Below are 23,966 nucleotides of genomic sequence, written 5' to 3' on the forward strand. Positions count from 1 at the left end.
GAAGACAACCATGGCGAGCCCGGAAAGCCTGACTGCTCGCCATCGTAACCCACCCGATCCCCTCCTAAATTGAGTGCTCCGGCCAAGGCGCCAACGAAAAGTGCCTTTGCTCCCGCCAGAACGCGATGCCGCCCGGAAAATGGGTCAGCGTCGTGCCTCAAGGCCCGATTTTTTTGCCTGAAAAAAAACCGTGAGCAGAAATCGAATAAATCTTTCAGTACAGGTGTTCACAGTTTTGTATTCACTTTTTCTGACAATTTGACCTTTAATCTTTCCTTAACTCAGCGATTTCACACTCTTGATCGTATTTCTCGATATTTCAAAGCAAAATTTTCCGCTTTAAATCGATAGATAACTCGATAGTCTTGGGCCAGCACTTACAGGGATCTAGGCAATGCAGCTACGTAACTCCACTTCTCGCTATGGCTGGGTCAGCATCTTCCTGCACTGGGGGGTAGCGCTGGCGGTGTTCGGTTTGTTCGCCCTGGGTCTGTGGATGGTCGATCTGGGTTACTACGACCCCTGGCGTAAAGCCGGCCCCGATATTCACAAGAGCATCGGGCTGATGTTGCTGGCGTTCATGGTGTTGCGCGTGTTGTGGCGTTTCATCAGCCCGCCACCGCCGACGTTGAGCAGCTACAGCCCCATGACGCGTCTGGGTGCCAAGTTGGGCCATGCCTTTCTGTATCTTTGCCTGTTTGCCGTGATGATTGCCGGTTACCTGATTTCCACCGCAGAAGGTGTCGGGATTCCGGTGTTTGACTGGTTTGAAGTGCCTGCGCTGGTTTCCGGACTACCGGACCAGGCAGATAACGCCGGTGCGATTCACCTCTACCTGGCGTGGGCGCTGGTCATTTTTTCCGGCCTCCATGCGTTGGCAGCTTTGAAACACCACTTTATCGACCGTGATGTGACCCTCAAGCGAATGCTGGGTCGCAAAGCCTGAAGTTCAACCTCGACTCCCAAGGAAAACCAAGCATGTTGAAAAAGACTCTCGCCGCTCTGGCAATCGGTTCCGCCCTGCTGTCCGCGAATGTGATGGCGGCTGATTACACCGTCGACAAACAAGGCCAGCACGCCTTCGTCAACTTCAAGATCAGCCACCTGGGCTACAGCTACATCACCGGTACCTTCAAGGACATCGACGGCAAGTTCAGCTTCGACGCGGCCAAGCCTGAAGACAGCAAGATCGAGTTCAACGTGCACACCGCGAGCGTTTTCACCAACAACGCTGAGCGCGACAAGCACATCTCCAGCAAAGACTTCCTGGAAGTGGATAAATTCGCTACAGCCACCTTCGTGTCCACCAGCGTCAAATCCACCGGCAAAAACGCCGCTGGCAAAGACACTGCCGACGTGACCGGTGATTTGACCCTCCACGGCGTGACCAAGCCAGTCGTGGTCAAGGCCACTTTCCTGGGTGAAGGCAAGGATCCATGGGGCGGCTACCGTGCCGGTTTCGAAGGCACTACCAGCATCAAGCGTTCTGATTTCGGCAAGATGATGGACCTGGGTCCACAGTCCGACGCTGTCGATCTGTACATCACGTTTGAAGGCGTCAAAGCGAAATAATTTTTCGCCCCTGACACAAAAAACGCCCGCTGCTTTTCAGAGCACGGGCGTTTTTTATTGCCGGGCACACATCCATTGTGGGAGCGAGCCTGCTCGCGAAAAACCCATAGGCGCCGCTGGGCATCTGGTTTAACGCGTTATCGTTCACGACCATCGCGGGCAAGCCCGCTCCCACAGGGATTGTGTTGTCCCATAAAAAATGCCCCGGCTCTTTTGAGTCGGGGCATTTTTTATTTCAGCGATAACTCAGCGATTGCGGGTCAGCAATGCCGGTTTTTCTCCGCGAGGACGGCTTGGCAGTTGATCCAGTTGCTCAGGTGTCGGGAAGCGATCAGCCTTCGACTCCTTGTGCATGATCTTCGGTGCCGGGCCACGCGGGTTCTGCACGGCCGGTTCCGAACGAGGCTGGTCGTCGCGGGCCGGACGGCGGTTACGCGAGTCTTCGCGACGGGCCTGGCCGTCACGAGGCGCGCCATTGCGTGGGCCGCTGCGTTTGGCCGGTGGCGTGCCGGTGCTGGCGCCATCGCTGTTGCGCGGACCGTTCTGGCGACCTTGTGGCTTGCCGCCACGTGGTGCGCCCGAACCGGCTGTCGTGCCTTGTGCCGGAGCACCCGGACGGCGGCCACGGCCCTGGGTCGGCTTCTGCTGTGGCACGTAGTCGACGCGGTTACCGAAGTTATCGATATCGTCGTCCAGGAACTCGTCCGGGGCACGATCAGCAGCGGCGCGTGGCGGCTGGCTTGGCTGGCGCTGTTCGCGGGCCGGCGTGCCTTCGCGTGGCTTTTGCTCACGGGCCGGGCGCTCGCCGCGACCGGAGGCCGCCGGTTTTTCCTTGCCTTTGTCCTTGCCCTTGTCCTTGCGACCGCCACCGCTGCCGTTCGGGCCATCGCCGCGCGGGCCACGTGGGTTGCGCGGGTTACGCACATCCGGACGCTCGCGGACTTCAGGCTTCTCGGCTTCCACCGCGCTCGAATCGAAGCCCATCAGATCACCGTCGGCGATTTTCTGCTTGGTCATGCGTTCGATGCTTTTCAGCAGTTTTTCTTCGTCCGGGGCCACCAGCGAGATCGCTTCACCCGAACGACCGGCACGGCCAGTCCGGCCGATACGGTGCACGTAGTCTTCGTCGACGTTCGGCAGTTCGAAGTTGACCACGTGTGGCAACTGGTCGATGTCCAAGCCGCGGGCGGCGATGTCGGTGGCGACCAGGATGCGTACGTCACCGGCCTTGAAGTCGGCCAGGGCTTTGGTGCGGGCGTTCTGGCTCTTGTTACCGTGGATCGCGACGGCGCTCAGGCCGTGTTTGTCCAGGTACTCGGCCAGGCGGTTGGCGCCGTGCTTGGTACGGGTGAACACCAGCACTTGTTCCCAGGCACCGGCGGTAATCAGGTGCGCCAGCAAGGAGCGCTTGTGGTTGGCCGGCAGGCGGAAGACGCGTTGCTCGATGCGCTCGACCGTGGTGTTCGGCGGCGTGACTTCGATGCGTTCCGGGTTATGCAGCAACTTGCCGGCGAGGTCGGTGATGTCCTTGGAGAAGGTTGCCGAGAACAGCAGGTTCTGCCGTTTGGCCGGCAGGCGGGCCAGGACCTTTTTCACGTCGTGGACGAAGCCCATGTCGAGCATGCGGTCGGCTTCGTCCAGCACGAGGATTTCCACGTGGGACAGATCGACGCTGCCTTGGCCGGCGAGGTCGAGCAGGCGGCCAGGGCAGGCCACCAGCACGTCTACACCGCGGGACATGGCCTGAACCTGCGGGTTCATGCCGACGCCGCCGAAGATGCAGGCGCTGACGAACTTCAGGTCACGTGCGTAGACCTTGAAACTTTCGTGCACTTGCGCGGCGAGCTCGCGAGTAGGGGTCAGGACCAGTACGCGTGGTTGGCGCGGGCCATGACGCTGGGATTTGTCCGGATGACCGTTCGGGAACAACCGCTCCAGGATCGGAAGGGCGAAACCGCCGGTTTTACCAGTACCTGTCTGTGCCGCGACCATCAGGTCGCGACCTTGCAACACGGCGGGAATGGCCCGCTGTTGCACCGGAGTAGGCTTGGTATAGCCCGCTGCCTCGATGGCGCGGACTAAAGCCTCGGAGAGACCGAGGGAAGCAAAGGACATGAGTAATCCTGTTTTAGTTAGGGCTTGGCCCAATGGGAGTCTTGCCTGGCGCGAATGGCGTTTAAGAGGAACGCAATCCCGTCCGGTCCTACTGGGTTTCGAAAGCTCGTCTGGAGCGCTCGCGCGGGCCGGAAAGCTGCGCTGTAGCGGGGTCGAGATGCCTTGAACGATTCCGAGCGTCCGGGCGTGAGCCTGGCGGGAAGGCCGGAGTATAACAGAGCAATCACTGCGCGCCGCTTTCCTGCTGCTCAACGGTTTTTGTCGCAGTGGCGGTGGGCCCCGTCGGGGTCACCACGGTGGCCGGGTCGGCACCGTAACGGGCGCTTAGCTCTGCATAGGCCGGCTCGCGCTTGAAGCGCTTGAGTTCGGCGCCGAAGCGTTGCACCAGCAAGTCCATGCCGGCATTGCGCCGCACTGCCAGGAATTGGCTCTGCTGGCTGATGACGGTCGGGTTTTCGGTGATTTGGTCGCGGATGTGCAGCGCGTCGAGCAGGTGCTGGCCGACGCGGCGATCGGTAATCAGCAGGTCGATCCGCCCGCGTACCAGTTTGCCGAAGTTGGCTTCATGGCTCGGCGCCGGTTCACGGGTGAACAGTGTCGATTCCCTGAAGTCCTGGCTGTACAGGTAGCCCGGCGAGGTGCCGATGGTCAGGCCGCGCAGTTCGTCGAGCGTGCGGAAGGGGTGCGGTCGTTCGTTGGCGTAGAACATCACGAACTGCACTTCGGAGAGCGGTTCGCTGGGGTAGAGCAGGGTCGCGTCGCGTTCATCGCTGTGGAAAATGTCCAGCGCGCCATCGGCCTGGCCGGTTTCAAGCATCGACAGGCAGCGTTTCCACGGCAGGAATTGCCACTCGACTTCGATACCCAGACGCTTGAAGACAATTGCCGTGGTTTCGTAGTCAAGCCCCAGGGATTTACCGTTCTCCTCATAGACGTAAGGAGCCCAGGGTTCCGTGACAATGCGCAATTTCTCGCCCCGGGCGGCAAAGCTCAGGCAAGTGAAAACAAGCACGGCGATTAACTGTGTGATCAAAGGCATAGGTTTGAGATTACGACGAGAAACGGGAAAGAGCCAGAAACTGGATCCAGAAGCTCTATCTCCGTGTGTTGCGCATCAACAAATGTGCTGTTTAAAGCAAAAGATCGCCGCCGGCGAAGGTGCCTGCAGAAACGTCGGTTTCCAAGCAGGCGCCTTTGCGGGCGGCGATCTTTTGGTCTTGCTTTGATCGCTTTTAGCGCGGCAACTTCAGATTGTTCCACACCGCCAGGCTCGCTTCGGCCTGATTCAGTGTGTAGAAGTGCAGCCCTGGCGCACCACCTTGCAGCAGGCGTTCGCACATCTCGGTGATGACTTGCTCACCAAAGCGTTGAATGCTCTGGGTGTCGTCGCCGTAGGCTTCCAGTTGCTTGCGGATCCAGCGCGGAATTTCCGCACCGCAGGCGTCGGAGAAGCGTGCGAGTTTGCTGTAGTTGGTGATCGGCATGATCCCCGGCACGATCGGGATGTTCACCCCCAGTGCCCGTACACGCTCGACAAAATAGAAGTAGCTGTCGGCGTTGAAGAAGTACTGGGTGATTGCGCTGTCGGCGCCGGCTTTGGCCTTGCGGACGAAGTTGGCGATATCGTCTTCGAAATTGCGCGCTTGCGGGTGCATCTCCGGGTAAGCGGCCACTTCGATGTGGAAATGATCACCGGTCTCTTCACGAATGAATTCAACCAGGTCATTGGCGTGGCGCAATTCGCCGCTGGCCATGCCCATGCCCGAAGGCAGGTCACCGCGCAGGGCAACGATACGTTTGATGCCGGCAGCCTTGTACTGGCTCAGCAGGCCGCGCAAGTCATCCTTGCTGTCGCCCACGCAAGACAGGTGCGGCGCGGCAGGTACTTTGACTTCGCTTTCGAGCTGCAACACGGTGTTGAGGGTGCGATCACGGGTCGAACCGCCAGCGCCGTAGGTGCAGGAGAAGAAATCGGGGTTGTAGGTTGCCAGCTGGCGGGCAGTGGCGAGCAGCTTTTCATGCCCAGCGTCGGTCTTCGTAGGGAAGAACTCGAAGCTGTAGCGACGATCTTGGGACATGGGAATACCCTTGAAAACGCATAAGCCTGTGAAGTTTGCATATCCCATGTGGGAGCGGGCTTGCCCGCGAAAGCGGTGGGTCAGTCGACATTAATGTTGAATGATAAATCGCTTTCGCGGGCAGGCCCGCTCCCACAGGGAGAGCAGGCAGCAGATCCGATCAGTAGCGGTAAGCGTGCGGCTTGAACGGGCCTTCGACGGTCACGCCGATGTAGTCGGCCTGGGTCTTGGTCAGTTGAGTCACCACGCCGCCGAAGCCACGGACCATTTCCAGGGCCACTTCTTCGTCGAGTTTCTTCGGCAGTACTTCAACGGTCAGGCGCTCGGCTTTCTGGGCTGGCGACAGGTCGGCGTACTTTTGACCGAACAGGAAGATCTGGGCCAGAACCTGGTTGGCGAAGGAACCGTCCATGATGCGGCTTGGGTGGCCAGTGGCGTTGCCCAGGTTTACCAGGCGGCCTTCGGCCAGCAGGATCAGGTAGTCGTCGTTCTGGGCATCGAATGCGCCAGGACCGGTACGGTGGATCTTGTGCACCTGTGGCTTCACTTCTTCCCATGCCCAGTTCTTGCGCATGAAAGCGGTGTCGATTTCGTTGTCGAAGTGGCCGATGTTGCAGACAACAGCGCGCTTCTTCAGGGCTTTGAGCATGTTCGAGTCGCAAACATTAACGTTGCCGGTGGTGGTCACGATCAGGTCGATCTTGCCCAGCAGAGCCTTGTCGATGCTGGCTTCGGTGCCGTTGTTGATCCCGTCGATGAACGGCGAAACCACTTCGAAACCGTCCATGCAGGCTTGCATGGCGCAGATCGGGTCGACTTCGGACACTTTAACGATCATGCCTTCCTGACGCAGGGACTGAGCCGAGCCCTTGCCCACGTCACCGTAACCGATGACCAGCGCTTGCTTGCCGGACAGCAGGTGGTCGGTGCCGCGCTTGATCGCATCGTTCAGGCTGTGACGGCAGCCGTACTTGTTGTCGTTCTTGCTCTTGGTGACCGAGTCGTTGACGTTGATGGCCGGGATTTTCAGCTCGCCCTTGGCCAGCATGTCCAGCAGGCGGTGTACGCCGGTGGTGGTTTCTTCGGTCACGCCGTGGACGCGATCCAGAACCTGTGGGTATTTCTTGTGCAGCAGCTCGGTCAGGTCGCCGCCGTCGTCGAGGATCATGTTGGCATCCCAAGGCGCGCCATCCTTGAGGATGGTTTGCTCCAGGCACCACTCGTACTCTTCTTCGGTTTCGCCTTTCCAGGCGAACACCGGAATGCCGGCAGCGGCGATGGACGCAGCGGCCTGGTCTTGAGTCGAGAAAATGTTGCAGGACGACCAGCGTACTTCGGCACCCAGGGCAACCAGGGTTTCGATCAGCACGGCAGTCTGAATGGTCATGTGGATGCAGCCGAGGATCTTCGCGCCCTTGAGCGGTTGCTCTTCGGAGTACTTGCGGCGCAGACCCATCAGGGCTGGCATTTCGGATTCGGCGATGATGGTTTCGCGACGGCCCCAGGCCGCCAGGGACATGTCGGCCACTTTGTAATCGGTAAAATCTGCAGGCGTGATAACAGCGCTCATGAAGAGCCTCCATTCGTAATGTATGCGAATGGGCGCCGTTGTGCGTTTAGTGTCTGGCCGATGACAGCCAAGCAACGCCCCATCCGAGCCTGACAGGTTGAACCTGCTGCAGCGCCCCTCGGACAGGTGGCGGGAAAACGGTACCAGGTTGAGGTTTCCGTTTTGAAACGGGGGCGATTATAGCGGGCTATGCGGATCTTCCAAAGTCTTTCTGTTGTTCGATGTCCGAACGGTAATCGAGACCATAGTCGATGGTTGATAGAGCTCTAGCCCGGGGTCTGCCAAGATAGCGACCATCATTCGGCAAGACGCTCAGGAGTGAATATGAATTTCCACACCCGCAAATGGGTTAAACCAGAAGACCTCAACCCCAATGGCACCCTGTTCGGCGGTAGCCTGTTGCGCTGGATCGACGAAGAGGCGGCGATTTATGCCATCGTCCAGTTGGGCAACCAGCGCGTCGTCACCAAGTACATTTCGGAAATCAACTTCGTCAGCGCCTCGCGCCAGGGCGACATCATCGAACTGGGCATCACTGCCACCGAATTCGGTCGCACCTCGATCACCCTGACCTGTGAAGTGCGCAACAAGATCACCCGCAAAAGCATCCTCACCGTTGAAAAGATGGTGTTTGTGAACCTCGGTGAAGACGGTCTGCCGGCGCCCCACGGCCGCACCGAGATCAAGTACGTCAAAGACCAGTTCAAGGACGAAGTGCCGGTCGGCAAGTGATGCCAGCCTGCTCGCGATGGCGCCATGTGCATCCCCGCCGAAATCTCGGTGAGGCCGCGCCGAAGCCATCGCCGGCAAACCGGCTCCTTCAAAAGCGCCAACATCGCCGCAACGACTGAACAGCTCCGAACCGCAAGGGTCGTAACTAAATCGCACGCCAGCGGTTCAGGAGCCCCATGGACACTCAAAAAGACGGCAAGACCCCCGACCTCTCGGTGAAAGAACAGCACGAGGTCGAAAAAAGCCAGCCGCCGCGCGCGGCGGTGCTGCACGAAATCATCCGCACCCAGGGCGATCAGGAGCTTGAGCGCAGCATCGCCGCGCTGTGGTGGTCGGCGCTGGCCGCCGGCCTGACCATGGGCCTTTCCCTGATGGGCATGGGCTTGCTCAATTCCCGGCTGCCAGAGGGTGAAGGCTTCAAGGTGATTGCCAGTTTCGGTTACTGCGCGGGTTTTCTCGCGGTGATCCTCGCCCGCCAACAGTTGTTCACCGAAAACACCCTGACCGCCGTATTGCCGATCATGAGCAAGCCCACGCTGGCCAACTTCGGTCGATTGCTCAGGCTGTGGACGGTGGTGCTGGTCGGCAATCTGTGCGGCACCTTGCTGGTGGCCTACGTCATGCTGGAGCTGCCGATCTTCGACAGCAAAACCGACGTGGCCTTTCTCGACATCGGGCGCAAGGTCATGGAGAACGATGCCAGCCAGATGTTCGCCAAGGGCATCGTCTCCGGCTGGATGATCGCCACCATGGTCTGGATGATTCCATCCATGGAGAGCGCCAAGATGTGGATCATCATCCTCATCACCTACCTCATGGCGCTGGGGGATTTCACCCACATCGTGGTCGGTTCGGCCGAGGTTTCCTACCTGGTGTTCGCCGGCGAGCTGCCGTGGAAGGATTTCTGGCTGGTGTTCGCCGGGCCGACGCTGGCAGGGAACATCATCGGTGGCAGTTTTATTTTCGCGCTGATCAGCCATGCGCAGATTCGTAGCGAAGGCGATGCACCAAAGGAAGCGGCGGACCGAGACCGGGAGTCCGATCCGCAGAAGGTCGAAAAGTGATCAGGCCACCAAGGCCAAGGCTCAACCGGGCACATTGACCACGGCGGCATTGCGCCGCTGCAGATAGATGAAATACAGCGCTGTCAGTACGGTCAAGCCGCTGACCAGCGCGCCCGTCCAGGGCAGGTCGGCCAGGTCGGCACCGCTGGCCACCACCAGGCCGCCGATCCAGGCGCCCGCTGCGTTGCCGAGATTGAATGCGCTCTGATTCAGGGTCGAACCCAGGTTTGGTGCCTCATGGGCCTGATCGATGATCAGCAATTGCAGGATCGGACACAGGGCGAAGGCAAAGATTCCCCACAGCACCAGGGTGATGGCGGCCGGGATCACCGAGTGGCTGGTCTGGCTGAACGCAGCCAATACCACCACCACGGCCAGCGCCATGCCGACCAGTGACGGCAGCAGGCGGCTGTCGGCCAGGCGCCCGCCGAGCATGCTGCCTGCCGTCAAACCGACGCCGAACAACAGCAGCATGAGGGTCACGCCGTGGGGGCTGACGCCGGTGATGTCCTGCAGGATCGGCGCAATGTAGGTGAACACGCTGAACAGACTGGTCGATGCCAACACGCTCATGCCCAGCGCGAGCAGCACATTGGTTTTTCCCAGCACCTTGAATTCGCTGGCCAGGTTGGCTTTGTCCATGGCGATGTTCCTGGGCAGCCACACCCACTGAGCAATCGCGGCGATCACGCCGATCGCCGACACCGCCCAGAAGGTCGATCGCCAGCCGGCATACTGACCGAGCGCCGTGCCCAGCGGCACGCCGAGCACGTTGGCCAGGGTCAGGCCGGTGAACATCATGGCAATCGCCTGGGCCCGTTTGTTCGGCGCCACCAGTCCGGCGGCCACCACTGAGCCGATGCCGAAGAATGCACCGTGACAGAGCGCCGTAATCACCCGCGCGGCCATCAGCGTGGCGTAGTTCGGCGCCAACGCGCAAAGCATGTTGCCCAGAATGAACATCAGCGTCATGCCCAGCAGCGTGGCCTTTCGCGGCATGTTCGCCGTGCCGACGGCAAGGATCGGCGCACCGAACACTACGCCCAGTGCATAGCCGGTGATCAGCAATCCGGCATGAGGAATGCTCACGGCCAGATCGCGGGCGACGTCGGGCAACAGGCCCATGATGACGAATTCGGTGGTGCCGATGCCGAACGCGGCAACAGCGAGGGCAAGCAAAGCGAGTGGCATGCGCAAGGTCTCTGTCGGTAGTCTTGACGCTGTGATCAGGCATACGCGCGCCAACGTCCGTTCTCGATGAGAGCGGGCAGGGGCAGATTTTATTGGAATTGGTCTGTGCGCAACTGAGTGCGGCGTGGTCGCTTGCAGTATAAACAGCCGCTGACTTATGGCGAATCAATTATCTGCCCCGAATACTGTAGGAGCGAGCCTGTCGAATCGTCGCACCGTCGCGATGGACGTGAACGAAGACGCGTAGGCACTGGCTGGCTGCGTTGCCTTCACGTTTTTCGCGAGCAGGCTCGCTCTTACAGGTTGGGGTTCAACAAAAGGAGTGTGCCGTGTTTGCAACAGCACTGGTGTTGGTAGCGGCGCTGTTGCACGCGGCGTGGAATACCCTGATCAAATTCAGCGCCGAACGGCTGCTGGTGGTGGCCTGCATGGACAGCGTGGCGTTGCTCTTTGTCGCCATCATGCTGCCGTTCGTGGCGTTGCCGCCGCTGGACATCTGGCCGTGGATCCTGGCGTCAGCCGCGTTCGAGTTGCTCTATCGCTACTTGCTGATCCAGGCCTATCGGGTCGGCGACCTGGGGTTGGTCTATCCCCTGATGCGAGGCTTGTCGCCGCTGGTGGTGCTGGCGCTGACCCTGATCTTTGCCGGTGAGTCGCTGACGGATCAGCAGATTTTCGGGATTCTGTTGATCCCGCTCGGCATGTTGTGCCTGCTTTGGCAGGGCGGCGGCGGTGCGCGTTTGCCGTGGTCGATGTTGCCGGTGGTGGCGCTGATTGGCTTGTGCATCGGTTGCTACACCTACATTGACGGCCAGGCGCTGCGGCGCTGGTCGCATCCGCTGGATTACCTGGTCTGGGTGACGTTGCTCAGTGCCTGGCCATTTCCGTTGCTGGCCTGGGTGAGCAAGCGGCCGGCATTCAAGCTGTTTTGGCGTGAGCAGTGGCGATTGGGGCTGGCGGTCGGGTTCTGCGTATTGTTCAGCTACGCTCTGGTGCTGTGGGCCATGCAGTTGGGCTCGATTGCCGAAGCGGCGGCGTTGCGCGAGATCAGTGTGATTCTGGTGGTGCTGTTCGGCATGCGCTATCTGAAAGAACCTTTTGGCAGACCTCGGCTCTTAGCCTGTGGGCTGGTGTTGGTTGGCATGCTGGTCATGAAGTTCTGACCGGCCCGCGAGGGAGCCCGATTGTCTATAACGTGAAGAAAGGACTGCTCTATGACGGTTGCTCTATGGTGCATTTTGATTGCGATTTTCCTGCCCTATTTGTGCACGGGTATCGCCAAGGCCAGTGGCAGGTACAACCTGAAAGACAACCATGACCCCCGGGACTTTCTCGAGTCGCTCAACGGTTTTGGTCGTCGCGCACACGCGGCGCAACTGAACGGCTTCGAAGTGACCCCGGCGTTTGCGGCGGCCGTGATCGTGGCGCACCTGGTCGGCAATGCCGAACTGGTGACGATCAATGTGCTGTCGGTGTTGTTCATCACCAGTCGGCTGCTTTACATCATTTGCTATCTGGCGGACTGGGCGATTTTGCGGTCGCTGGTCTGGCTGGTGGGAATGGGCCTGATTGTGTCGTTTTTTGTTGTATCTGTTTGAATCTCCACTTCGCGAGCAGGCTCGCTCCCACAGGGGTATGCATTCCAATGTGGGAGCGAGCCTGCTCGCGAAAACTATCTAACGGCCAACGCTGGTCTCAGGGTTTGGTCTTTTCTGCATCAGCCACCTGCGGTACTTGTGGCAGTGCCGCCCCTTTGGGCCACAGCATCCAGATCTGCCCCTGCTGCTTCATGTCCCCGGCCAATTGCCCGGCGGCGTCGCCGGTGCCCCAGAACAAGTCCGCACGCACTTCGCCGGCAATCGCGCCGCCGGTGTCCTGTGCCGCCACGGGGCGTACCAGTGCCGTACCGTCTGGTTTGGTGGTGGACAACCACAACAGACTGCCCAGCGGAATCACTTTGCGATCCACCGCCGCGCTGTAACCCGCCGTCAGCGGCACGTTCAGCGAGCCGCGAGGCCCTTCGTTGCTGTCGGGGTTGCGGGTGAAAAACACGTAGCTGGGGTTGCTGCCCAGCAGTTCCGGAATGCGCGTCGGATTCGACTTGGCCCAGGTACTGATCGCACCCATGGTCACGTCTTCTTTCTTCAGTTCGCCTTGCTCGACCAGCCAGCGACCGATGGGTCGATACGGGTGGCCGTTCTGATCGGCATAAGCGATGCGTAACTGACGGCCACTGTCGAGCTGGATGCGACCCGATCCCTGGATTTGCAGGAACTGCAGGTTCATCGGGTCGGTCAGCCAGGCCACCACCGGCGCCTTGACGCCCTTGCTCTCGATGGTGGCTGCATCGTCATAGGGTTTGAGCACGCGACCTTCGAGCCGGCCCCGCAGGCGTTTGCCTTTGAGTTCCGGATAGATGCTGTCCAGAGAGACGATGATCATGTCTTCAGGCACGCCATACACCGGGATGTTCGCCGTTGCGGTCTGGGTCAGGCTGCCGGGGTACACCGGTTCGTAGTAGCCGGTGATCAGGCCGTTGGGGTTATCGTTGGCGGCGCGCAGGCCGTAGACATCAAGGTTCTGCTTGAGAAAGCCACGAATCTCGCTGGCGGTCTGCGGGACGTTGGCAGCCGCTGTGCAGGTCGTGCCCCAGACCGGGTCGGCCTTGAGTCGGGTGCAAGCGCTGCGCCACGAGCCGAAACCGGCGACAAGGTCGTTATCCGACACCGCCGGCAGCGCTTCCCACGTGGCACTGGAGTAGGTGGCCAGGGCGTGGGTTTTCGGTTTGTTGTTGTCACCACCGGTGCAGCCTGCGAGCAGGGCCACCATCGGCAGGGTCCAGGCCAGGCGGTGACGCCACGCCTTGAAACGGCTGTTCATGGAGTAATTTCCTTTGCCGGTTGCCTGAGTGCTCCATGCGCTCAGGCAACCCTTATTGATAATAGGGCTATTGGTGTTTGCTGTTGACGCGAGGATACTGGCCGCCGTTTCCAGTGACTTGAAGCCACCATGACTCTTAAAAGACTTTCTGTTGTATTGCTGGCCTGCCTGACGTTGACCGCTTGCGGCGGTGTCGATCCCAACTCGCCGCTCGGTCAGCGCAAGGCTATTTTCAAGCAGATGCTCAAGACCGGCGAAGACCTGGGCGGCATGTTGCGTGGCCGGATTGCGTTCGATGGCCAGAAATTCGCGGACGGTGCCGTGAAGCTCGACGCGTTGTCCCATGAGCCGTGGAAGCATTTTCCTCAAGTGCGCGAAGAAGATCACACCAGCGCCAAAAGCGATGTCTGGGAGCAGCAGGCACGCTTTCAGGGCATGGCCCGCGACCTTGAAACAGCGACCGGTGAACTGGTGATCGCCAGTCAGGTTCAGCCCTACAAGGCCGGCAACCTGGGGCCGGCGGTGCAGAAGGTCGAAGACGCCTGTAGCGCGTGTCATAAAGCGTTTCGGGATCATTGATCGGCGGTACCCGGTCTGATGTCTTCGCGAGCAGGCTCGCTCCTACAGATGAATGTGGACAACTGTGGGGGCGAGCCTGCTTGCGAAGGCCGATTTGGCAACACCAGAGATTCCTGATCGTTATCCGTTCTTACTTATCCAGCTCATCCAGTGCGTCCTGCAATTCCTTGCGGGACTCGGCGAGTTTGTCCTTGCGCTTGTTGATTTTGTCGGCATCGCCTTTCTTCATGGCCTTGTCGAGGTCGGCCTGACGCTTGCTGACGTCATGCTTGGCGTCGAGGACCCTGTTTTCCCGTTCCTTTTTCAATGAGGCATCGGTGCAATGTTCGGTGACTTCGCTCAGGGCTTTTTCCAGGCCGGCCTGCTGGTCCGCATTGCCGTGGGATTTGGCCAGCTCGATCTGATTGATGATGCCTTGCTTCTTGGCGGCGCAACCGGTCAGCTCCGGTGCCTCTTCGGCGGCCATCAGCGGGGCGGCCAACACGCTGCAGAGGGTCAACAGGGCGAGCGGTGAAAGAAATTTCATAAAAGCTCCAGGTGAAAAGGCAATCGGGTCGACGCAGCGATGGCTTGTTTGAGCGCATCGGTACCACAGGGTTCCCGCGCGGGCGGGCATCTGGATCGTTAAAACCCGTCGATCCCCACCTCACGCAAGGTTTCACTCAAGGCCAGAACCTGCGGGTCGCGGAAAAATGCGCTCAATAGCGCCGCGCGTCCCGGGCCGATACCGGCCTCGGCCTGCCATTGCTCGGTGTCTCGCTGGGCCAGTTCCTGCCAGGAGCCGGCAAGGTTCGCCTGGCCTGTCGGCGGCAAGCCCGGTGCTTTCAGCCAGCGTACAAAAGGGCGTTGCCGGGCACTGTTGAAACTGTCCACGAGACGAGCGGCACTGCGCTCGCCGAAACCGTCAATGTTAGCAAGCTCTTGAGCATCGAGGGTCAACCAATCCAACAGGTTGTTCAGATGGCCTGTTGCAAGAAGTCTTTCCCAGGTGCCGGGGCCGACTTGGGGCAAGGCCAGGCCCTGCTTGCCACTGAGCCAGGACAGGCGCGCGAGAAACTGACTTTCGCAGCCCGGCGTCGGTTGCCAGCAACTGAGCGGATGAAAGTCTTCTGCCGCCGGCACCCTCAATTCGGGTCGTACGGTGCTACGCAATACAACGCCATCCAGCCTCGGAATGGTCAAGCCCGCCAGGCTGATGGCGACCTGGTCGCCCGGGCGAATATCCAGGGTTTGCCAGCGTTGCAGGGAGCCTGCGCTGACGCGTTTGATTTGCCGGTCATCGAGTGTCACCGGTGTCAGCTCCAGCAATGGGGTGATGCGCCCGGTCCGGCCGACCTTGAAATGCACCTTGCGCACTTCGGCCAGGGCCTGGGCGAAGGGGTATTTCCAGGCGGCGATCCAATACGGCGGTTTGGCCTGCCAGCGTTCGGCAGGCGGGCGCTGTTCCTGACGCAGGACGATGCCATCACTGGCAAAGGGCAGGGGCGAGCGGTACCAGTGATCACGCCAGCGCTCGGCGTCGGCAAAACCATCGATCGGCTGGCTGTAGGCGGCGGTATCCGGGAAGCCCAGCGCATTCAGGGCCGCATGGCGGGCGAGCAATGTCGCGGGCCCCTGTGGCCAGTCCCAGACAAACAGGCCGATACCCGCCGCCTGTCCGGCATCCAGCACCTTGCGGGCCATCAGGCCGGCCACCTTGGTTCGGGCGTTGAGGCTGCCGGCTTGAACTTGTACGTGGTCGGTCAGGCCCCAATAGAGTTCGCCTTGCACCAGCAAATCCCGTGGTTGCGACAGTTGTCCGGGAATGGCCGGGATCTGGCGCGCCGTGGCCGTCCAGTCCTGGCCACTTACGCCGTCGCCGCGACTGATGGCCTTTGCCAGCAGGCCATTGCGATACACCAGGGTGACCGCCACGCCGTCGACCTTGGGTTGAACCCAGACATCGGAGCGGCCGCGCAGCCAATGCTCGACGGCGCGGGCGTCGCGCAGTTTTTCCAGGCCAGTGTGCACGATAGGGTGGGGAACCGTGCCGCGCGCGGTGCGCAGTGGTTCTGTGGACGAACCGAGCTTGAAGCATTGGCGCCATTCGGCAAGGCGTGTCCGGGATTGGTCATACAGCTCATCGGCGACCAGCGAGCGACCCTGGCGGTGATAGTGATCGTCCCAGGTTTCGATTTGCTTTTGCAGGGCGGTGACTTCGATCAAGGCCCGTTCGGGAGGCCAGTCGGGACATTGGTCCGCATGGGCGTTCAGGCAGGAGAAAATGAGCAGGCAGGTGAAAGACAGGCACAGGTTGCGGAACATCGTGAGCGTCCTTGCTCATGGGGGTGTTTGAAAGCTAGGTCATTAATGATGGGTGCGAGGAGCGGGAGTTTTGCCGGGTATTTCTGCGGGCAGTGCCGGCCTCTTCCCGGGCAAGCCTGTTCCCACAGGGTTCGATGATGTACGCAGAATATGCCTCCCCCCAAAAAAATCCTTGCTCGCGAAGGCGGCAATACGATGAGAACGCATAAAAAAGCCCCGCACGGCGAACCGTGCAGGGCTTTTGGGTACCGCGGGAAGGCTTACAGGCCGGCAGCAGAACGCAGTGCTTCGGCGCGGTCGGTTTTTTCCCAGGTGAATGTGGTGAAAGTGTCGTCGCCCACAGTCTTGGTCGCCGGGGTACGACCGAAGTGGCCGTATGCAGCGGTTTCCTGGTACATCGGGTGCAGCAGGTCGAGCATCTTGGTGATGGCGTATGGGCGCAGGTCGAAGACTTCGCGGACCAGTTTGACGATTTTTTCGTCGCTGATCTTGCCGGTGCCGAAGGTGTTCAACGAGATCGAAGTCGGCTGAGCGACGCCGATGGCGTAGGAAACCTGGATCTCGCAGCGCTCGGCCAGGCCGGCAGCGACGATATTCTTGGCGACATAACGGCCGGCGTAGGCAGCCGAACGGTCAACCTTCGATGGATCCTTGCCGGAGAACGCGCCACCGCCGTGACGGGCCATGCCGCCGTAGCTGTCAACGATGATCTTGCGACCGGTCAGGCCGCAGTCGCCCACCGGGCCACCGATGATGAACTGGCCAGTCGGGTTGATGTGGAACTGGGTGTCCTTGGACAGCAGTTCGGCAGGCAGCACGTGCTTGACGATCAGCTCCATCACGCCTTCGCGCAGGTCGTTGTACGACACTTCCGGGTTGTGCTGGGTCGACAGAACAACGGCGTCGATGCCGACCACCTTGCCGTTTTCGTAACGGCAGGTCACTTGCGACTTGGCGTCCGGACGCAGCCAAGGCAGCAGGCCGGATTTACGGGCTTCGGCTTGCCTTTGTACAAGCTGGTGCGAGAACGTGATCGGTGCAGGCATCAGCACGTCGGTTTCGTTGCTGGCGTAGCCGAACATCAGGCCTTGGTCGCCAGCGCCTTGATCTTCAGGCTTGGCACGGTCAACGCCCTGGTTGATGTCAGGGGACTGCTTGCCGATGATGTTCATCACGCCGCAGGTCGCGCCGTCGAAGCCGACGTTGGAGCTGGTGTAGCCGATGTCGATGATCACGTCACGGACGATCTGCTCCAGGTCAACCCAGGCCGAGGTGGTGACTTCGCCGGCGATGATCGCCACGCCCGTTTTCACCAGAGTCTCGCACGCCACACGGGCGAACTTGTCTTCAGCAATGATGGCGTCCAGCACCGCATCAGAAATCTGGTCGGCGATTTTGTCCGGATGCCCTTCAGACACGGACTCGGAGGTGAAAAGGGAGTATTCGCTCATCTCGATGTTTTCCTGATATTTACCGATGGTGAGTGTTGCCAGCCGGTCGCTGAAAATGGCGGACCTGGATCTGGAAACCATTACGTAAGCCTACATAGAGGCTTTCCCCGGGAACGAGTCCCGCAGCGGTGGCCCAACGGGCCAGATCGTCCTGTTCAAACCCCAACCAGAGATCACCGCAGGCCTCCCTGGCCCAACTCTGGTTGTGGCTACATAACTCTGTCACTAACAGGCTACCGCCTGGTTTCAGCAAGTCGGCCATGCGCTTGAGCGCTTCGGCCGGCGCGGCGAAATGGTGCAACACCATGTTCAATACAACGCAATTTGCCGTCAGGCTGACGCCGTTCAATGCATCGGCCAGTTGCAGGGTAACGTTAGCCAGCGCATCGCGTTCGCAAACCTGGCGGGCCAGTTCAAGCATCGCCGGGCTGTTGTCCAGCGCGGTGACCTGTGTGAAGCGGCGCGCCAGTTCCGGCAGAAACGCGCCGTCGCCGGGGCCGACTTCAATCGCCGAGGCGCCAGCGCCGAAGCTCAGTTTGTCGAGCAAGGCCACCACGCTTTCGCGGTACTGCGGCAGGCCTGCGATCAAGTCTTGCTGGGCGCGAAACTTCTCCGCGACCCGTGAAAAAAAATCCTGGCTGGCCGCTGCCCGTTGCCCGTGGACCAGAGTGATCCGTGACTGCACATCGACAGGCAAGGACAGGTTGTCCACTTCTTCGAGCAAGGCTGCGTGCAGCTTGCCGCCCAGCAGTTCGGTGTGGGGCAGGGCGCGACGGTAGAAAATCGCATTGCCTTCACGGCGGGTCGCCACCAGGTCGGCCTGGGCCAGGACCTTGAGGTGATGACTCATGCCTGACTGGCCGATGCCGAAGATCTGCGCCAGTTCCAGTACGCCAAACGAGTCGTTGGCCAGGGCGCGCAATACATTCAACCGCAGAGGATCGCCGCCAGCCTTGCACAAGGCTGCCAGCTCATCGCAATCGTCATGTTGAATGGAAGGCACGCGTAAATTCATAAGGCCGGCAGTCTAGACACGCGTCGAAAACACCGCAAGGGCAATATCAAAAAGTTTTGATATTGCTCGATGGATGGCACTTCTTGCGAGGTGGTTAACTCTACAAACGAACAGCGGAAAGGTTTCATCAGGCGAAAGCGCCGCAATCCATGGGAAAAACGCCCCCAGATGACTATCTGTCATTGCCCCGAGACGTCCGTGTGAGGGAAAATGCTCGCCTTTTTTCCGTTTCATTTTTATCACTCTCGATTCAGAACCCGCAGGAGATCAGCGATGCCCAGCCGTCGTGAGCGTGCCAATGCCATTCGTGCACTCAGCATGGATGCCGTGCAAAAAGCCAACAGCGGCCATCCCGGTGCCCCTATGGGTATGGCAGATATCGCCGAAGTGCTTTGGCGCGACTACCTCAAGCACAACCCGACCAATCCATCGTTCGCCGACCGTGACCGCTTCGTGCTGTCCAACGGTCATGGTTCGATGTTGATCTATTCGCTACTGCACCTGACCGGCTACGACCTGTCGATCGACGACCTGAAGCAGTTCCGTCAACTGCACAGCCGCACCCCGGGCCACCCGGAATTCGGTTACACCCCCGGCGTCGAGACCACCACCGGTCCACTGGGCCAGGGCCTGGCCAACGCGGTGGGTTTTGCCCTGGCTGAAAAAGTCATGGCGGCCCAGTTCAACCGTCCAGGGCACAACATCGTCGACCACCACACCTACGTGTTCCTGGGTGATGGCTGCATGATGGAAGGCATTTCCCACGAAGTCGCTTCCCTGGCCGGTACCCTGGGCCTGGGCAAACTGATTGCCTTCTACGATGACAACGGCATTTCCATCGACGGCGAAGTCGAAGGCTGGTTCACCGACGACACGCCGAAGCGTTTCGAAGCCTACAACTGGCAAGTGATCCGCAATGTCGACGGTCACGACCCGGAAGAAATCAAGACCGCGATCGAGACGGCACGCAAAAGCTCGCAGCCGACCCTGATCTGCTGCAAGACCACCATCGGCTTCGGTTCGCCGAACAAGCAAGGCAAGGAAGACTGCCACGGCGCCCCGCTGGGTGACGCGGAAATCGCCCTGACCCGTGCGGCGCTGAAGTGGAACCACGGCCCGTTCGAAATCCCGGCCGACATCTATGCCGAGTGGGACGCCAAGGAAGCCGGCCGCGCCGTCGAAGCCGAGTGGGACCAGCGTTTCGCGGCCTATTCCGTCGCTTTCCCGACTGAAGCCAACGAACTGATCCGTCGCCTCAGCGGCGACCTGCCGGCAGACTTCAGCGAAAAGGCCGATGCCTACATCGCCGAAGTGGCCGCCAAAGGCGAAACCATCGCCAGCCGCAAGGCCAGCCAGAACGCGCTGAACGCTTTCGGTCCGCTGCTGCCTGAGTTCCTCGGCGGTTCGGCTGACCTGGCCGGTTCCAACCTGACCCTGTGGAAAGGCTGCAAGGGCGTCACCGCTGACGACGCCAGTGGCAACTACATGTACTACGGTGTGCGCGAGTTCGGCATGACTGCCATCATGAACGGCGTTGCCCTGCACGGTGGCCTGGTGCCTTACGGCGCGACCTTCCTGATGTTCATGGAATATGCCCGCAATGCCGTGCGCATGTCGGCCCTGATGAAGCAGCGCGTGATCCATGTCTACACCCACGACTCCATCGGTCTGGGCGAAGACGGTCCGACTCACCAGCCAATCGAGCAACTGGCCAGCCTGCGCTGCACGCCGAACCTCGACACCTGGCGCCCAGCCGATGCCGTTGAATCGGCGGTGAGCTGGAAGCATGCGCTGGAGCGTAAAGACGGTCCTTCGGCCCTGATCTTCTCGCGTCAGAACCTGCAACACCAAACCCGTTCTGCCCTGCAGATCGCCGACATCAGCCGCGGTGGCTACGTGTTGAAGGATTGCGCGGGCGAGCCTGAGCTGATCCTGATCGCCACCGGTTCGGAAGTCGGCCTGGCCGTTCAGGCCTTCGACAAACTGACCGAGCAGGGCCGCAAGGTGCGTGTGGTTTCCATGCCGTGCACCAGCGTGTTCGATGCCCAGGACGCCGGCTACAAGCAGTCGGTTCTGCCATTGCAAGTCAGCGCCCGTATCGCCATCGAGGCCGCTCACGCGGACTACTGGTACAAGTACGTCGGCCTGGAAGGTCGCGTGATCGGCATGACCACCTACGGCGAGTCGGCGCCTGCGCCTGCCTTGTTCGAAGAGTTCGGCTTCACCCTGGAAAACATCCTGGGTCAGGCTGAAGAACTGCTGGAAGACTGATCCAGAAGTTGCGTCGTCTGTTCTGACGCCATCGCTGGCAAGCCAGCTCCCACAGGAATCTCCAGTGAACACGTATCTTGTGAGCGCCAGAAAAACCTGTGGGAGCGGGCTTGCCCGCGATAACGGTAGGTCAGGCGATGCTGCACTAACGGATTCACCACGGTAATCGAGAACCCCATGCCTCAACCGCGTCCCTACAAAGTTGCACTCAACGGCTACGGCCGGATTGGTCGTTGCGTCTTGCGTGCGTTGTTCGAGCGAGGCGAGAAGGCCGGGTTTGAAATTGTCGCGATCAACGATCTGGCCGACATGGCCAGCATCGAATACCTGACACGCTTCGACTCCACCCACGGGCGCTTTCCCGGCGAGGTGAAGGTCGACGGCGATTGTCTGCATATCAATGGCGACTGCGTGAAGGTCCTGCGCAGTGCCACCCCCGAAGGCATCGATTGGGCGTCCCTGGGCGTCGATCTGGTGCTGGAGTGCTCCGGCGCCTACCACACCCGTGCAGACGGCCAGCGTTTCCTCGACGCCGGCGCCCCCCGGGTGCTGTTTTCCCAGCCGATGGCCAGCGAGTCGGATGTCGACGCCACCATCGTCTACGGCGTGAACCAGGATTGTCTGACCGGTGATGAACTGCTGGTGTCCAACGCGTCCTGCACCACCAACTGCGGCGTGCCGTTGTTGCGCCTGCTGGATCAGGCCATTGGCCTGGAGTATGTGTCGATCACCACCATTCACTCGGCGATGAACGATCAGCCGGTGATCGATGCGTATCACCATGAAGACCTGCGCCGCACCCGCTCGGCGTTTCAGTCGGTGATTCCGGTGTCCACTGGTCTGGCGCGTGGCATCGAGCGCCTGTTGCCGGAACTTGCCGGGCGAATTCAGGCCAAAGCCGTACGTGTGCCAACGGTTAACGTGTCTTGCCTCGACATTACGATGCAGACCGTCAGCGATACCGACGCCGTGGAGGTCAACCGGATCCTGCGTGAGGCTGCCACCAGCGGCCCGCTCAAAGGCCTGTTGGCCTACACCGAGTTGCCTCACGCAAGCTGTGATTTCAATCATGACCCACATTCGGCCATCGTCGATGCCAGTCAGACCCGTGTTTCCGGCCCCCGGCTGGTCAACATCCTGGCCTGGTTCGACAACGAATGGGGTTTTGCCAACCGAATGCTGGATGTAGCAGAGCATTATCTGCAAACAGCTACTTCACTTTCTGTCTCTACAAAACAGTAACTCAGGAAATGCGACCCATGACCGTGTTGAAGATGTCCGACCTCGATCTGCAAGGTAAGCGCGTATTGATCCGCGAAGACCTCAACGTCCCAGTCAAGGACGGAGTAGTCACCAGCGACGCGCGAATCCTGGCTTCGCTGCCGACCATCAAGCTGGCCCTGGAAAAAGGCGCGGCCGTGATGGTTTGCTCGCACCTTGGCCGTCCGACCGAAGGCGAGTTCTCGGCCGAGAACAGCCTCAAGCCAGTCGCTGACTACCTGAGCAAGGCCCTGGGCCGTGAAGTGCCGCTGGTGGCTGACTACCTGGGTGGCGTCGACGTCAAGGCCGGCGACATCGTGCTGTTCGAAAACGTGCGCTTCAACAAGGGCGAGAAAAAGAACGCTGACGAACTGGCCAAGCAATACGCCGCCCTGTGCGACGTGTTCGTGATGGACGCCTTCGGCACCGCTCACCGTGCCGAGGGTTCGACCCACGGCGTGGCCAAGTTCGCCAAAATCGCTGCGGCAGGTCCCCTGCTGGCCGCCGAGCTGGACGCACTGGGCAAGGCCCTGGGCGCTCCGGCCAAGCCAATGGCCGCCATCGTCGCTGGCTCCAAGGTGTCGACCAAACTCGACGTACTGAACAGCTTGAGCCAGATCTGCGACCAGTTGATCGTCGGCGGCGGCATCGCCAATACCTTCCTTGCGGCTGCCGGTCACCCGGTCGGCAAATCCCTGTACGAGCCGGACCTGCTCGACACCGCCCGCGCCATCGCCGCCAAGGTCAGCGTACCGCTGCCGGTGGACGTGGTGGTGGCCAAGGAGTTCGCCGAAAGCGCCGAAGCTACCGTCAAGCTGATCGCCGACGTCGCTGCCGACGACATGATCCTGGACATCGGCCCACAGACCGCAGCGAATTTCGCCGAGCTGCTGAAATCGTCGAAAACCATCCTGTGGAACGGCCCGGTCGGCGTGTTCGAGTTCGATCAGTTCGGTAACGGCACCAAAGTGCTGGCCCAGGCCATTGCGGACAGCGCGGCGTTCTCCATCGCTGGCGGCGGCGACACCCTGGCGGCTATCGATAAGTATGGCGTTGCCGACCAAATCTCCTACATTTCTACCGGTGGCGGCGCGTTCCTCGAATTCGTCGAAGGCAAAGTGCTGCCAGCCGTTGAAGTCCTGGAAAGCCGGGCCAAGGCCTGAGGGTCGCCCGTTCGACCAGGCAAGGGAGTGTTCACATGGTCAAGACGCTAGCGCTGTTGATCGTCGCGGGCTCACTGGCGGCTTGCGGGAGTAACCCGAAAGCCACGCCGGACCCTGCGCCGGTTGCACCCCGGAACGGCTGCTACCAGGCCGAGTGGCAGGCGGAGACCAATCCGGTGATCAACAAACGTTCCGGGCCCGATGGCCTGGACAAGTACGAGACACAGACGCCCGCCAAGGAACGTGGTTGCCCTTGACGGGTCTGACTGATTACTCAGGGCTGGCGGCGTGGCTGTCAGTCGAGGAGCACGGATGAAAGGTTTTATCGCCGTTGCGGCGTTGGCGTTGTTGGCTGGTTGCGCTCAGTTGAACCTGTTCCAGTCCTCCGCTCCTGTGGATAACTGGACCACCTGGACCTGCGACAGCCAGGCCAAAGTGCTTTGGCGCTACACCGACGACAGCCGCAAGGAAGTCGACGTGCGCCTGGGCGGTGCCGATCAGGTCTATCGCTTGAAGCAGGAGCCGGGCGCGTCCGGTTCGTTGTACAGCGACAACATGCTGGCGTTTCACATAAAAGGTGAGGAAGGCCTGGTTTACTGGGTCGCCACCAATGATTTGATTGGCCGTGGCTGTAAGGCGCAATAAACGGACTACGCCGTACCTGTAGGCGCGAGCTTGCTCGCGATGGTCGTTAACGATAACGCTGGCTGTCTGGTTAAAC

General features: G+C 60.4%; 23 protein-coding genes and 1 riboswitch. Of the genes, 12 read left to right on the forward strand and 11 right to left on the reverse strand.

Features of this window, described 5'->3' with window-relative positions; genetic code table 11:
* The first annotated feature begins 394 nt into the window (after positions 1-394).
* Positions 395-946 carry a cytochrome b gene (locus ACX3YF_RS09185; protein ID WP_130206609.1) on the forward strand — a complete coding sequence of 184 codons (552 nt, stop codon included), beginning with the start codon at positions 395-397 and terminating at the stop codon, positions 944-946.
* A 32-nt stretch (positions 947-978) separates the two neighbouring features.
* On the forward strand, positions 979-1,572 hold the full coding sequence (locus ACX3YF_RS09190) for a YceI family protein (RefSeq protein WP_198132251.1): 594 nt from the start codon (positions 979-981) through the stop codon (positions 1,570-1,572).
* Positions 1,573-1,818: 246 nt separating this feature from the next.
* Here ACX3YF_RS09190 and ACX3YF_RS09195 read toward each other — a convergent pair whose 3' ends face one another.
* The 4 genes from ACX3YF_RS09195 to ahcY all read right to left on the reverse strand — a co-directional run bounded on the left by ACX3YF_RS09195 (position 1,819) and on the right by ahcY (position 7,335).
* Entirely contained in the window at positions 1,819-3,687 is a 1,869-nt protein-coding gene (locus ACX3YF_RS09195) for a DEAD/DEAH box helicase (RefSeq protein ID WP_458973660.1), read from the reverse strand.
* A 223-nt stretch (positions 3,688-3,910) separates the two neighbouring features.
* Entirely contained in the window at positions 3,911-4,726 is an 816-nt protein-coding gene (locus ACX3YF_RS09200) for a substrate-binding periplasmic protein (RefSeq protein ID WP_130206603.1), read from the reverse strand.
* A 193-nt stretch (positions 4,727-4,919) separates the two neighbouring features.
* Positions 4,920-5,765: a methylenetetrahydrofolate reductase [NAD(P)H] gene (metF, locus tag ACX3YF_RS09205; RefSeq protein WP_047534440.1), complete on the reverse strand. Its 846-nt coding sequence runs from the start codon at positions 5,763-5,765 to the stop codon at positions 4,920-4,922.
* A 160-nt stretch (positions 5,766-5,925) separates the two neighbouring features.
* The gene (ahcY, locus tag ACX3YF_RS09210) at positions 5,926-7,335 is read right to left on the reverse strand and encodes an adenosylhomocysteinase (protein WP_130206601.1); all 1,410 of its coding nucleotides are present in this window, start codon (positions 7,333-7,335) and stop codon (positions 5,926-5,928) included.
* 23 nt (positions 7,336-7,358) lie between these two features.
* Positions 7,359-7,461: riboswitch (S-adenosyl-L-homocysteine riboswitch) on the reverse strand.
* A 198-nt stretch (positions 7,462-7,659) separates the two neighbouring features.
* Between ahcY and ACX3YF_RS09215 the strand changes: the two genes are divergently transcribed.
* Both ACX3YF_RS09215 and ACX3YF_RS09220 read left to right on the forward strand, forming a co-directional pair.
* On the forward strand, positions 7,660-8,067 hold the full coding sequence (locus ACX3YF_RS09215) for an acyl-CoA thioesterase (protein ID WP_130206599.1): 408 nt from the start codon (positions 7,660-7,662) through the stop codon (positions 8,065-8,067).
* Between the two features lie 176 nt (positions 8,068-8,243).
* Positions 8,244-9,131 carry a formate/nitrite transporter family protein gene (locus tag ACX3YF_RS09220; RefSeq protein WP_449106498.1) on the forward strand — a complete coding sequence of 296 codons (888 nt, stop codon included), beginning with the start codon at positions 8,244-8,246 and terminating at the stop codon, positions 9,129-9,131.
* A 21-nt stretch (positions 9,132-9,152) separates the two neighbouring features.
* Here the strand turns inward: ACX3YF_RS09220 and ACX3YF_RS09225 are convergent, their stop codons facing one another.
* Positions 9,153-10,322, reverse strand: a complete 1,170-nt coding sequence (locus tag ACX3YF_RS09225; protein WP_448647558.1) for an MFS transporter — start codon at positions 10,320-10,322, stop codon at positions 9,153-9,155.
* A 329-nt stretch (positions 10,323-10,651) separates the two neighbouring features.
* Here ACX3YF_RS09225 and ACX3YF_RS09230 point away from each other — a divergent pair, with 329 nt between their 5' ends.
* Together ACX3YF_RS09230 and ACX3YF_RS09235 are read left to right on the forward strand one after the other, a co-directional pair.
* A complete protein-coding gene (locus ACX3YF_RS09230) occupies positions 10,652-11,485 on the forward strand; it encodes an EamA family transporter (protein ID WP_130206593.1) in 834 nt (277 codons plus the stop codon).
* Positions 11,486-11,536: 51 nt separating this feature from the next.
* A complete protein-coding gene (locus ACX3YF_RS09235; RefSeq protein WP_103402767.1) occupies positions 11,537-11,920 on the forward strand; it encodes an MAPEG family protein in 384 nt (127 codons plus the stop codon).
* A 97-nt stretch (positions 11,921-12,017) separates the two neighbouring features.
* Here ACX3YF_RS09235 and mltA read toward each other — a convergent pair whose 3' ends face one another.
* The gene (gene mltA / locus ACX3YF_RS09240) at positions 12,018-13,202 is read right to left on the reverse strand and encodes a murein transglycosylase A (protein ID WP_458973661.1); all 1,185 of its coding nucleotides are present in this window, start codon (positions 13,200-13,202) and stop codon (positions 12,018-12,020) included.
* 129 nt (positions 13,203-13,331) lie between these two features.
* On the opposite strand from mltA, the gene ACX3YF_RS09245 reads away from it, so the two are divergent.
* Entirely contained in the window at positions 13,332-13,781 is a 450-nt protein-coding gene (locus ACX3YF_RS09245; RefSeq protein WP_448647556.1) for a c-type cytochrome, read from the forward strand.
* Between the two features lie 130 nt (positions 13,782-13,911).
* Here ACX3YF_RS09245 and ACX3YF_RS09250 read toward each other — a convergent pair whose 3' ends face one another.
* The 5 genes from ACX3YF_RS09250 to ACX3YF_RS09270 form a co-directional block, all read right to left on the reverse strand.
* Positions 13,912-14,307, reverse strand: a complete 396-nt coding sequence (locus tag ACX3YF_RS09250; RefSeq protein ID WP_130206587.1) for a DUF1090 domain-containing protein — start codon at positions 14,305-14,307, stop codon at positions 13,912-13,914.
* Positions 14,308-14,405: 98 nt separating this feature from the next.
* Positions 14,406-16,085 (reverse strand): NAD-dependent DNA ligase LigB, encoded by a 1,680-nt coding sequence (gene ligB / locus ACX3YF_RS09255; RefSeq protein WP_458973662.1) that lies wholly within the window; start codon positions 16,083-16,085, stop codon positions 14,406-14,408.
* Between the two features lie 260 nt (positions 16,086-16,345).
* A complete protein-coding gene (metK, locus tag ACX3YF_RS09260) occupies positions 16,346-17,536 on the reverse strand; it encodes a methionine adenosyltransferase (protein ID WP_130206583.1) in 1,191 nt (396 codons plus the stop codon).
* 19 nt (positions 17,537-17,555) lie between these two features.
* Positions 17,556-18,551 carry an ArsR/SmtB family transcription factor gene (locus ACX3YF_RS09265; RefSeq protein WP_130206581.1) on the reverse strand — a complete coding sequence of 332 codons (996 nt, stop codon included), beginning with the start codon at positions 18,549-18,551 and terminating at the stop codon, positions 17,556-17,558.
* Positions 18,552-18,563: 12 nt separating this feature from the next.
* Positions 18,564-18,785 (reverse strand): hypothetical protein, encoded by a 222-nt coding sequence (locus ACX3YF_RS09270; protein WP_196585173.1) that lies wholly within the window; start codon positions 18,783-18,785, stop codon positions 18,564-18,566.
* A gap of 39 nt (positions 18,786-18,824) precedes the next feature.
* Between ACX3YF_RS09270 and tkt the strand changes: the two genes are divergently transcribed.
* From tkt to ACX3YF_RS09295, 5 genes are all read left to right on the forward strand, one after another.
* The gene (gene tkt / locus ACX3YF_RS09275; protein ID WP_196585172.1) at positions 18,825-20,822 is read left to right on the forward strand and encodes a transketolase; all 1,998 of its coding nucleotides are present in this window, start codon (positions 18,825-18,827) and stop codon (positions 20,820-20,822) included.
* Between the two features lie 177 nt (positions 20,823-20,999).
* Positions 21,000-22,064 (forward strand): erythrose-4-phosphate dehydrogenase, encoded by a 1,065-nt coding sequence (epd, locus tag ACX3YF_RS09280; protein ID WP_090466638.1) that lies wholly within the window; start codon positions 21,000-21,002, stop codon positions 22,062-22,064.
* Between the two features lie 17 nt (positions 22,065-22,081).
* Positions 22,082-23,245 carry a phosphoglycerate kinase gene (locus ACX3YF_RS09285; protein WP_103402760.1) on the forward strand — a complete coding sequence of 388 codons (1,164 nt, stop codon included), beginning with the start codon at positions 22,082-22,084 and terminating at the stop codon, positions 23,243-23,245.
* Positions 23,246-23,280: 35 nt separating this feature from the next.
* Complete coding sequence (locus ACX3YF_RS09290) at positions 23,281-23,502, forward strand: hypothetical protein (RefSeq protein ID WP_130206573.1); 222 nt, start codon at positions 23,281-23,283, stop codon at positions 23,500-23,502.
* A 55-nt stretch (positions 23,503-23,557) separates the two neighbouring features.
* Entirely contained in the window at positions 23,558-23,890 is a 333-nt protein-coding gene (locus ACX3YF_RS09295) for an MliC family protein (RefSeq protein ID WP_047534398.1), read from the forward strand.
* The last annotated feature ends 76 nt before the right edge of the window (positions 23,891-23,966 follow it).

It is taken from the genome of Pseudomonas fluorescens group sp. PF-69 (assembly GCF_054481235.1).

Excerpts from the sequence above, each read along its gene's own strand:
- ACX3YF_RS09185 (WP_130206609.1), top strand. The coding sequence starts at position 395 with ATGCAGCTACGTAACTCCACTTCTCGCTATGGCTGGGTCAGCATCTTC.
- ACX3YF_RS09190 (WP_198132251.1), top strand. The coding sequence starts at position 979 with ATGTTGAAAAAGACTCTCGCCGCTCTGGCAATCGGTTCCGCCCTGCTG.
- ACX3YF_RS09195 (WP_458973660.1), bottom strand. The coding sequence starts at position 3,687 with ATGTCCTTTGCTTCCCTCGGTCTCTCCGAGGCTTTAGTCCGCGCCATC.
- ACX3YF_RS09200 (WP_130206603.1), bottom strand. The coding sequence starts at position 4,726 with ATGCCTTTGATCACACAGTTAATCGCCGTGCTTGTTTTCACTTGCCTG.
- metF (WP_047534440.1), bottom strand. The coding sequence starts at position 5,765 with ATGTCCCAAGATCGTCGCTACAGCTTCGAGTTCTTCCCTACGAAGACC.
- ahcY (WP_130206601.1), bottom strand. The coding sequence starts at position 7,335 with ATGAGCGCTGTTATCACGCCTGCAGATTTTACCGATTACAAAGTGGCC.
- ACX3YF_RS09215 (WP_130206599.1), top strand. The coding sequence starts at position 7,660 with ATGAATTTCCACACCCGCAAATGGGTTAAACCAGAAGACCTCAACCCC.
- ACX3YF_RS09220 (WP_449106498.1), top strand. The coding sequence starts at position 8,244 with ATGGACACTCAAAAAGACGGCAAGACCCCCGACCTCTCGGTGAAAGAA.
- ACX3YF_RS09225 (WP_448647558.1), bottom strand. The coding sequence starts at position 10,322 with ATGCCACTCGCTTTGCTTGCCCTCGCTGTTGCCGCGTTCGGCATCGGC.
- ACX3YF_RS09235 (WP_103402767.1), top strand. The coding sequence starts at position 11,537 with ATGACGGTTGCTCTATGGTGCATTTTGATTGCGATTTTCCTGCCCTAT.
- mltA (WP_458973661.1), bottom strand. The coding sequence starts at position 13,202 with ATGAACAGCCGTTTCAAGGCGTGGCGTCACCGCCTGGCCTGGACCCTG.
- ACX3YF_RS09245 (WP_448647556.1), top strand. The coding sequence starts at position 13,332 with ATGACTCTTAAAAGACTTTCTGTTGTATTGCTGGCCTGCCTGACGTTG.
- ACX3YF_RS09250 (WP_130206587.1), bottom strand. The coding sequence starts at position 14,307 with ATGAAATTTCTTTCACCGCTCGCCCTGTTGACCCTCTGCAGCGTGTTG.
- ligB (WP_458973662.1), bottom strand. The coding sequence starts at position 16,085 with ATGTTCCGCAACCTGTGCCTGTCTTTCACCTGCCTGCTCATTTTCTCC.
- metK (WP_130206583.1), bottom strand. The coding sequence starts at position 17,536 with ATGAGCGAATACTCCCTTTTCACCTCCGAGTCCGTGTCTGAAGGGCAT.
- ACX3YF_RS09265 (WP_130206581.1), bottom strand. The coding sequence starts at position 18,551 with ATGAATTTACGCGTGCCTTCCATTCAACATGACGATTGCGATGAGCTG.
- ACX3YF_RS09270 (WP_196585173.1), bottom strand. The coding sequence starts at position 18,785 with ATGAAACGGAAAAAAGGCGAGCATTTTCCCTCACACGGACGTCTCGGG.
- tkt (WP_196585172.1), top strand. The coding sequence starts at position 18,825 with ATGCCCAGCCGTCGTGAGCGTGCCAATGCCATTCGTGCACTCAGCATG.
- epd (WP_090466638.1), top strand. The coding sequence starts at position 21,000 with ATGCCTCAACCGCGTCCCTACAAAGTTGCACTCAACGGCTACGGCCGG.
- ACX3YF_RS09285 (WP_103402760.1), top strand. The coding sequence starts at position 22,082 with ATGACCGTGTTGAAGATGTCCGACCTCGATCTGCAAGGTAAGCGCGTA.
- ACX3YF_RS09290 (WP_130206573.1), top strand. The coding sequence starts at position 23,281 with ATGGTCAAGACGCTAGCGCTGTTGATCGTCGCGGGCTCACTGGCGGCT.
- ACX3YF_RS09295 (WP_047534398.1), top strand. The coding sequence starts at position 23,558 with ATGAAAGGTTTTATCGCCGTTGCGGCGTTGGCGTTGTTGGCTGGTTGC.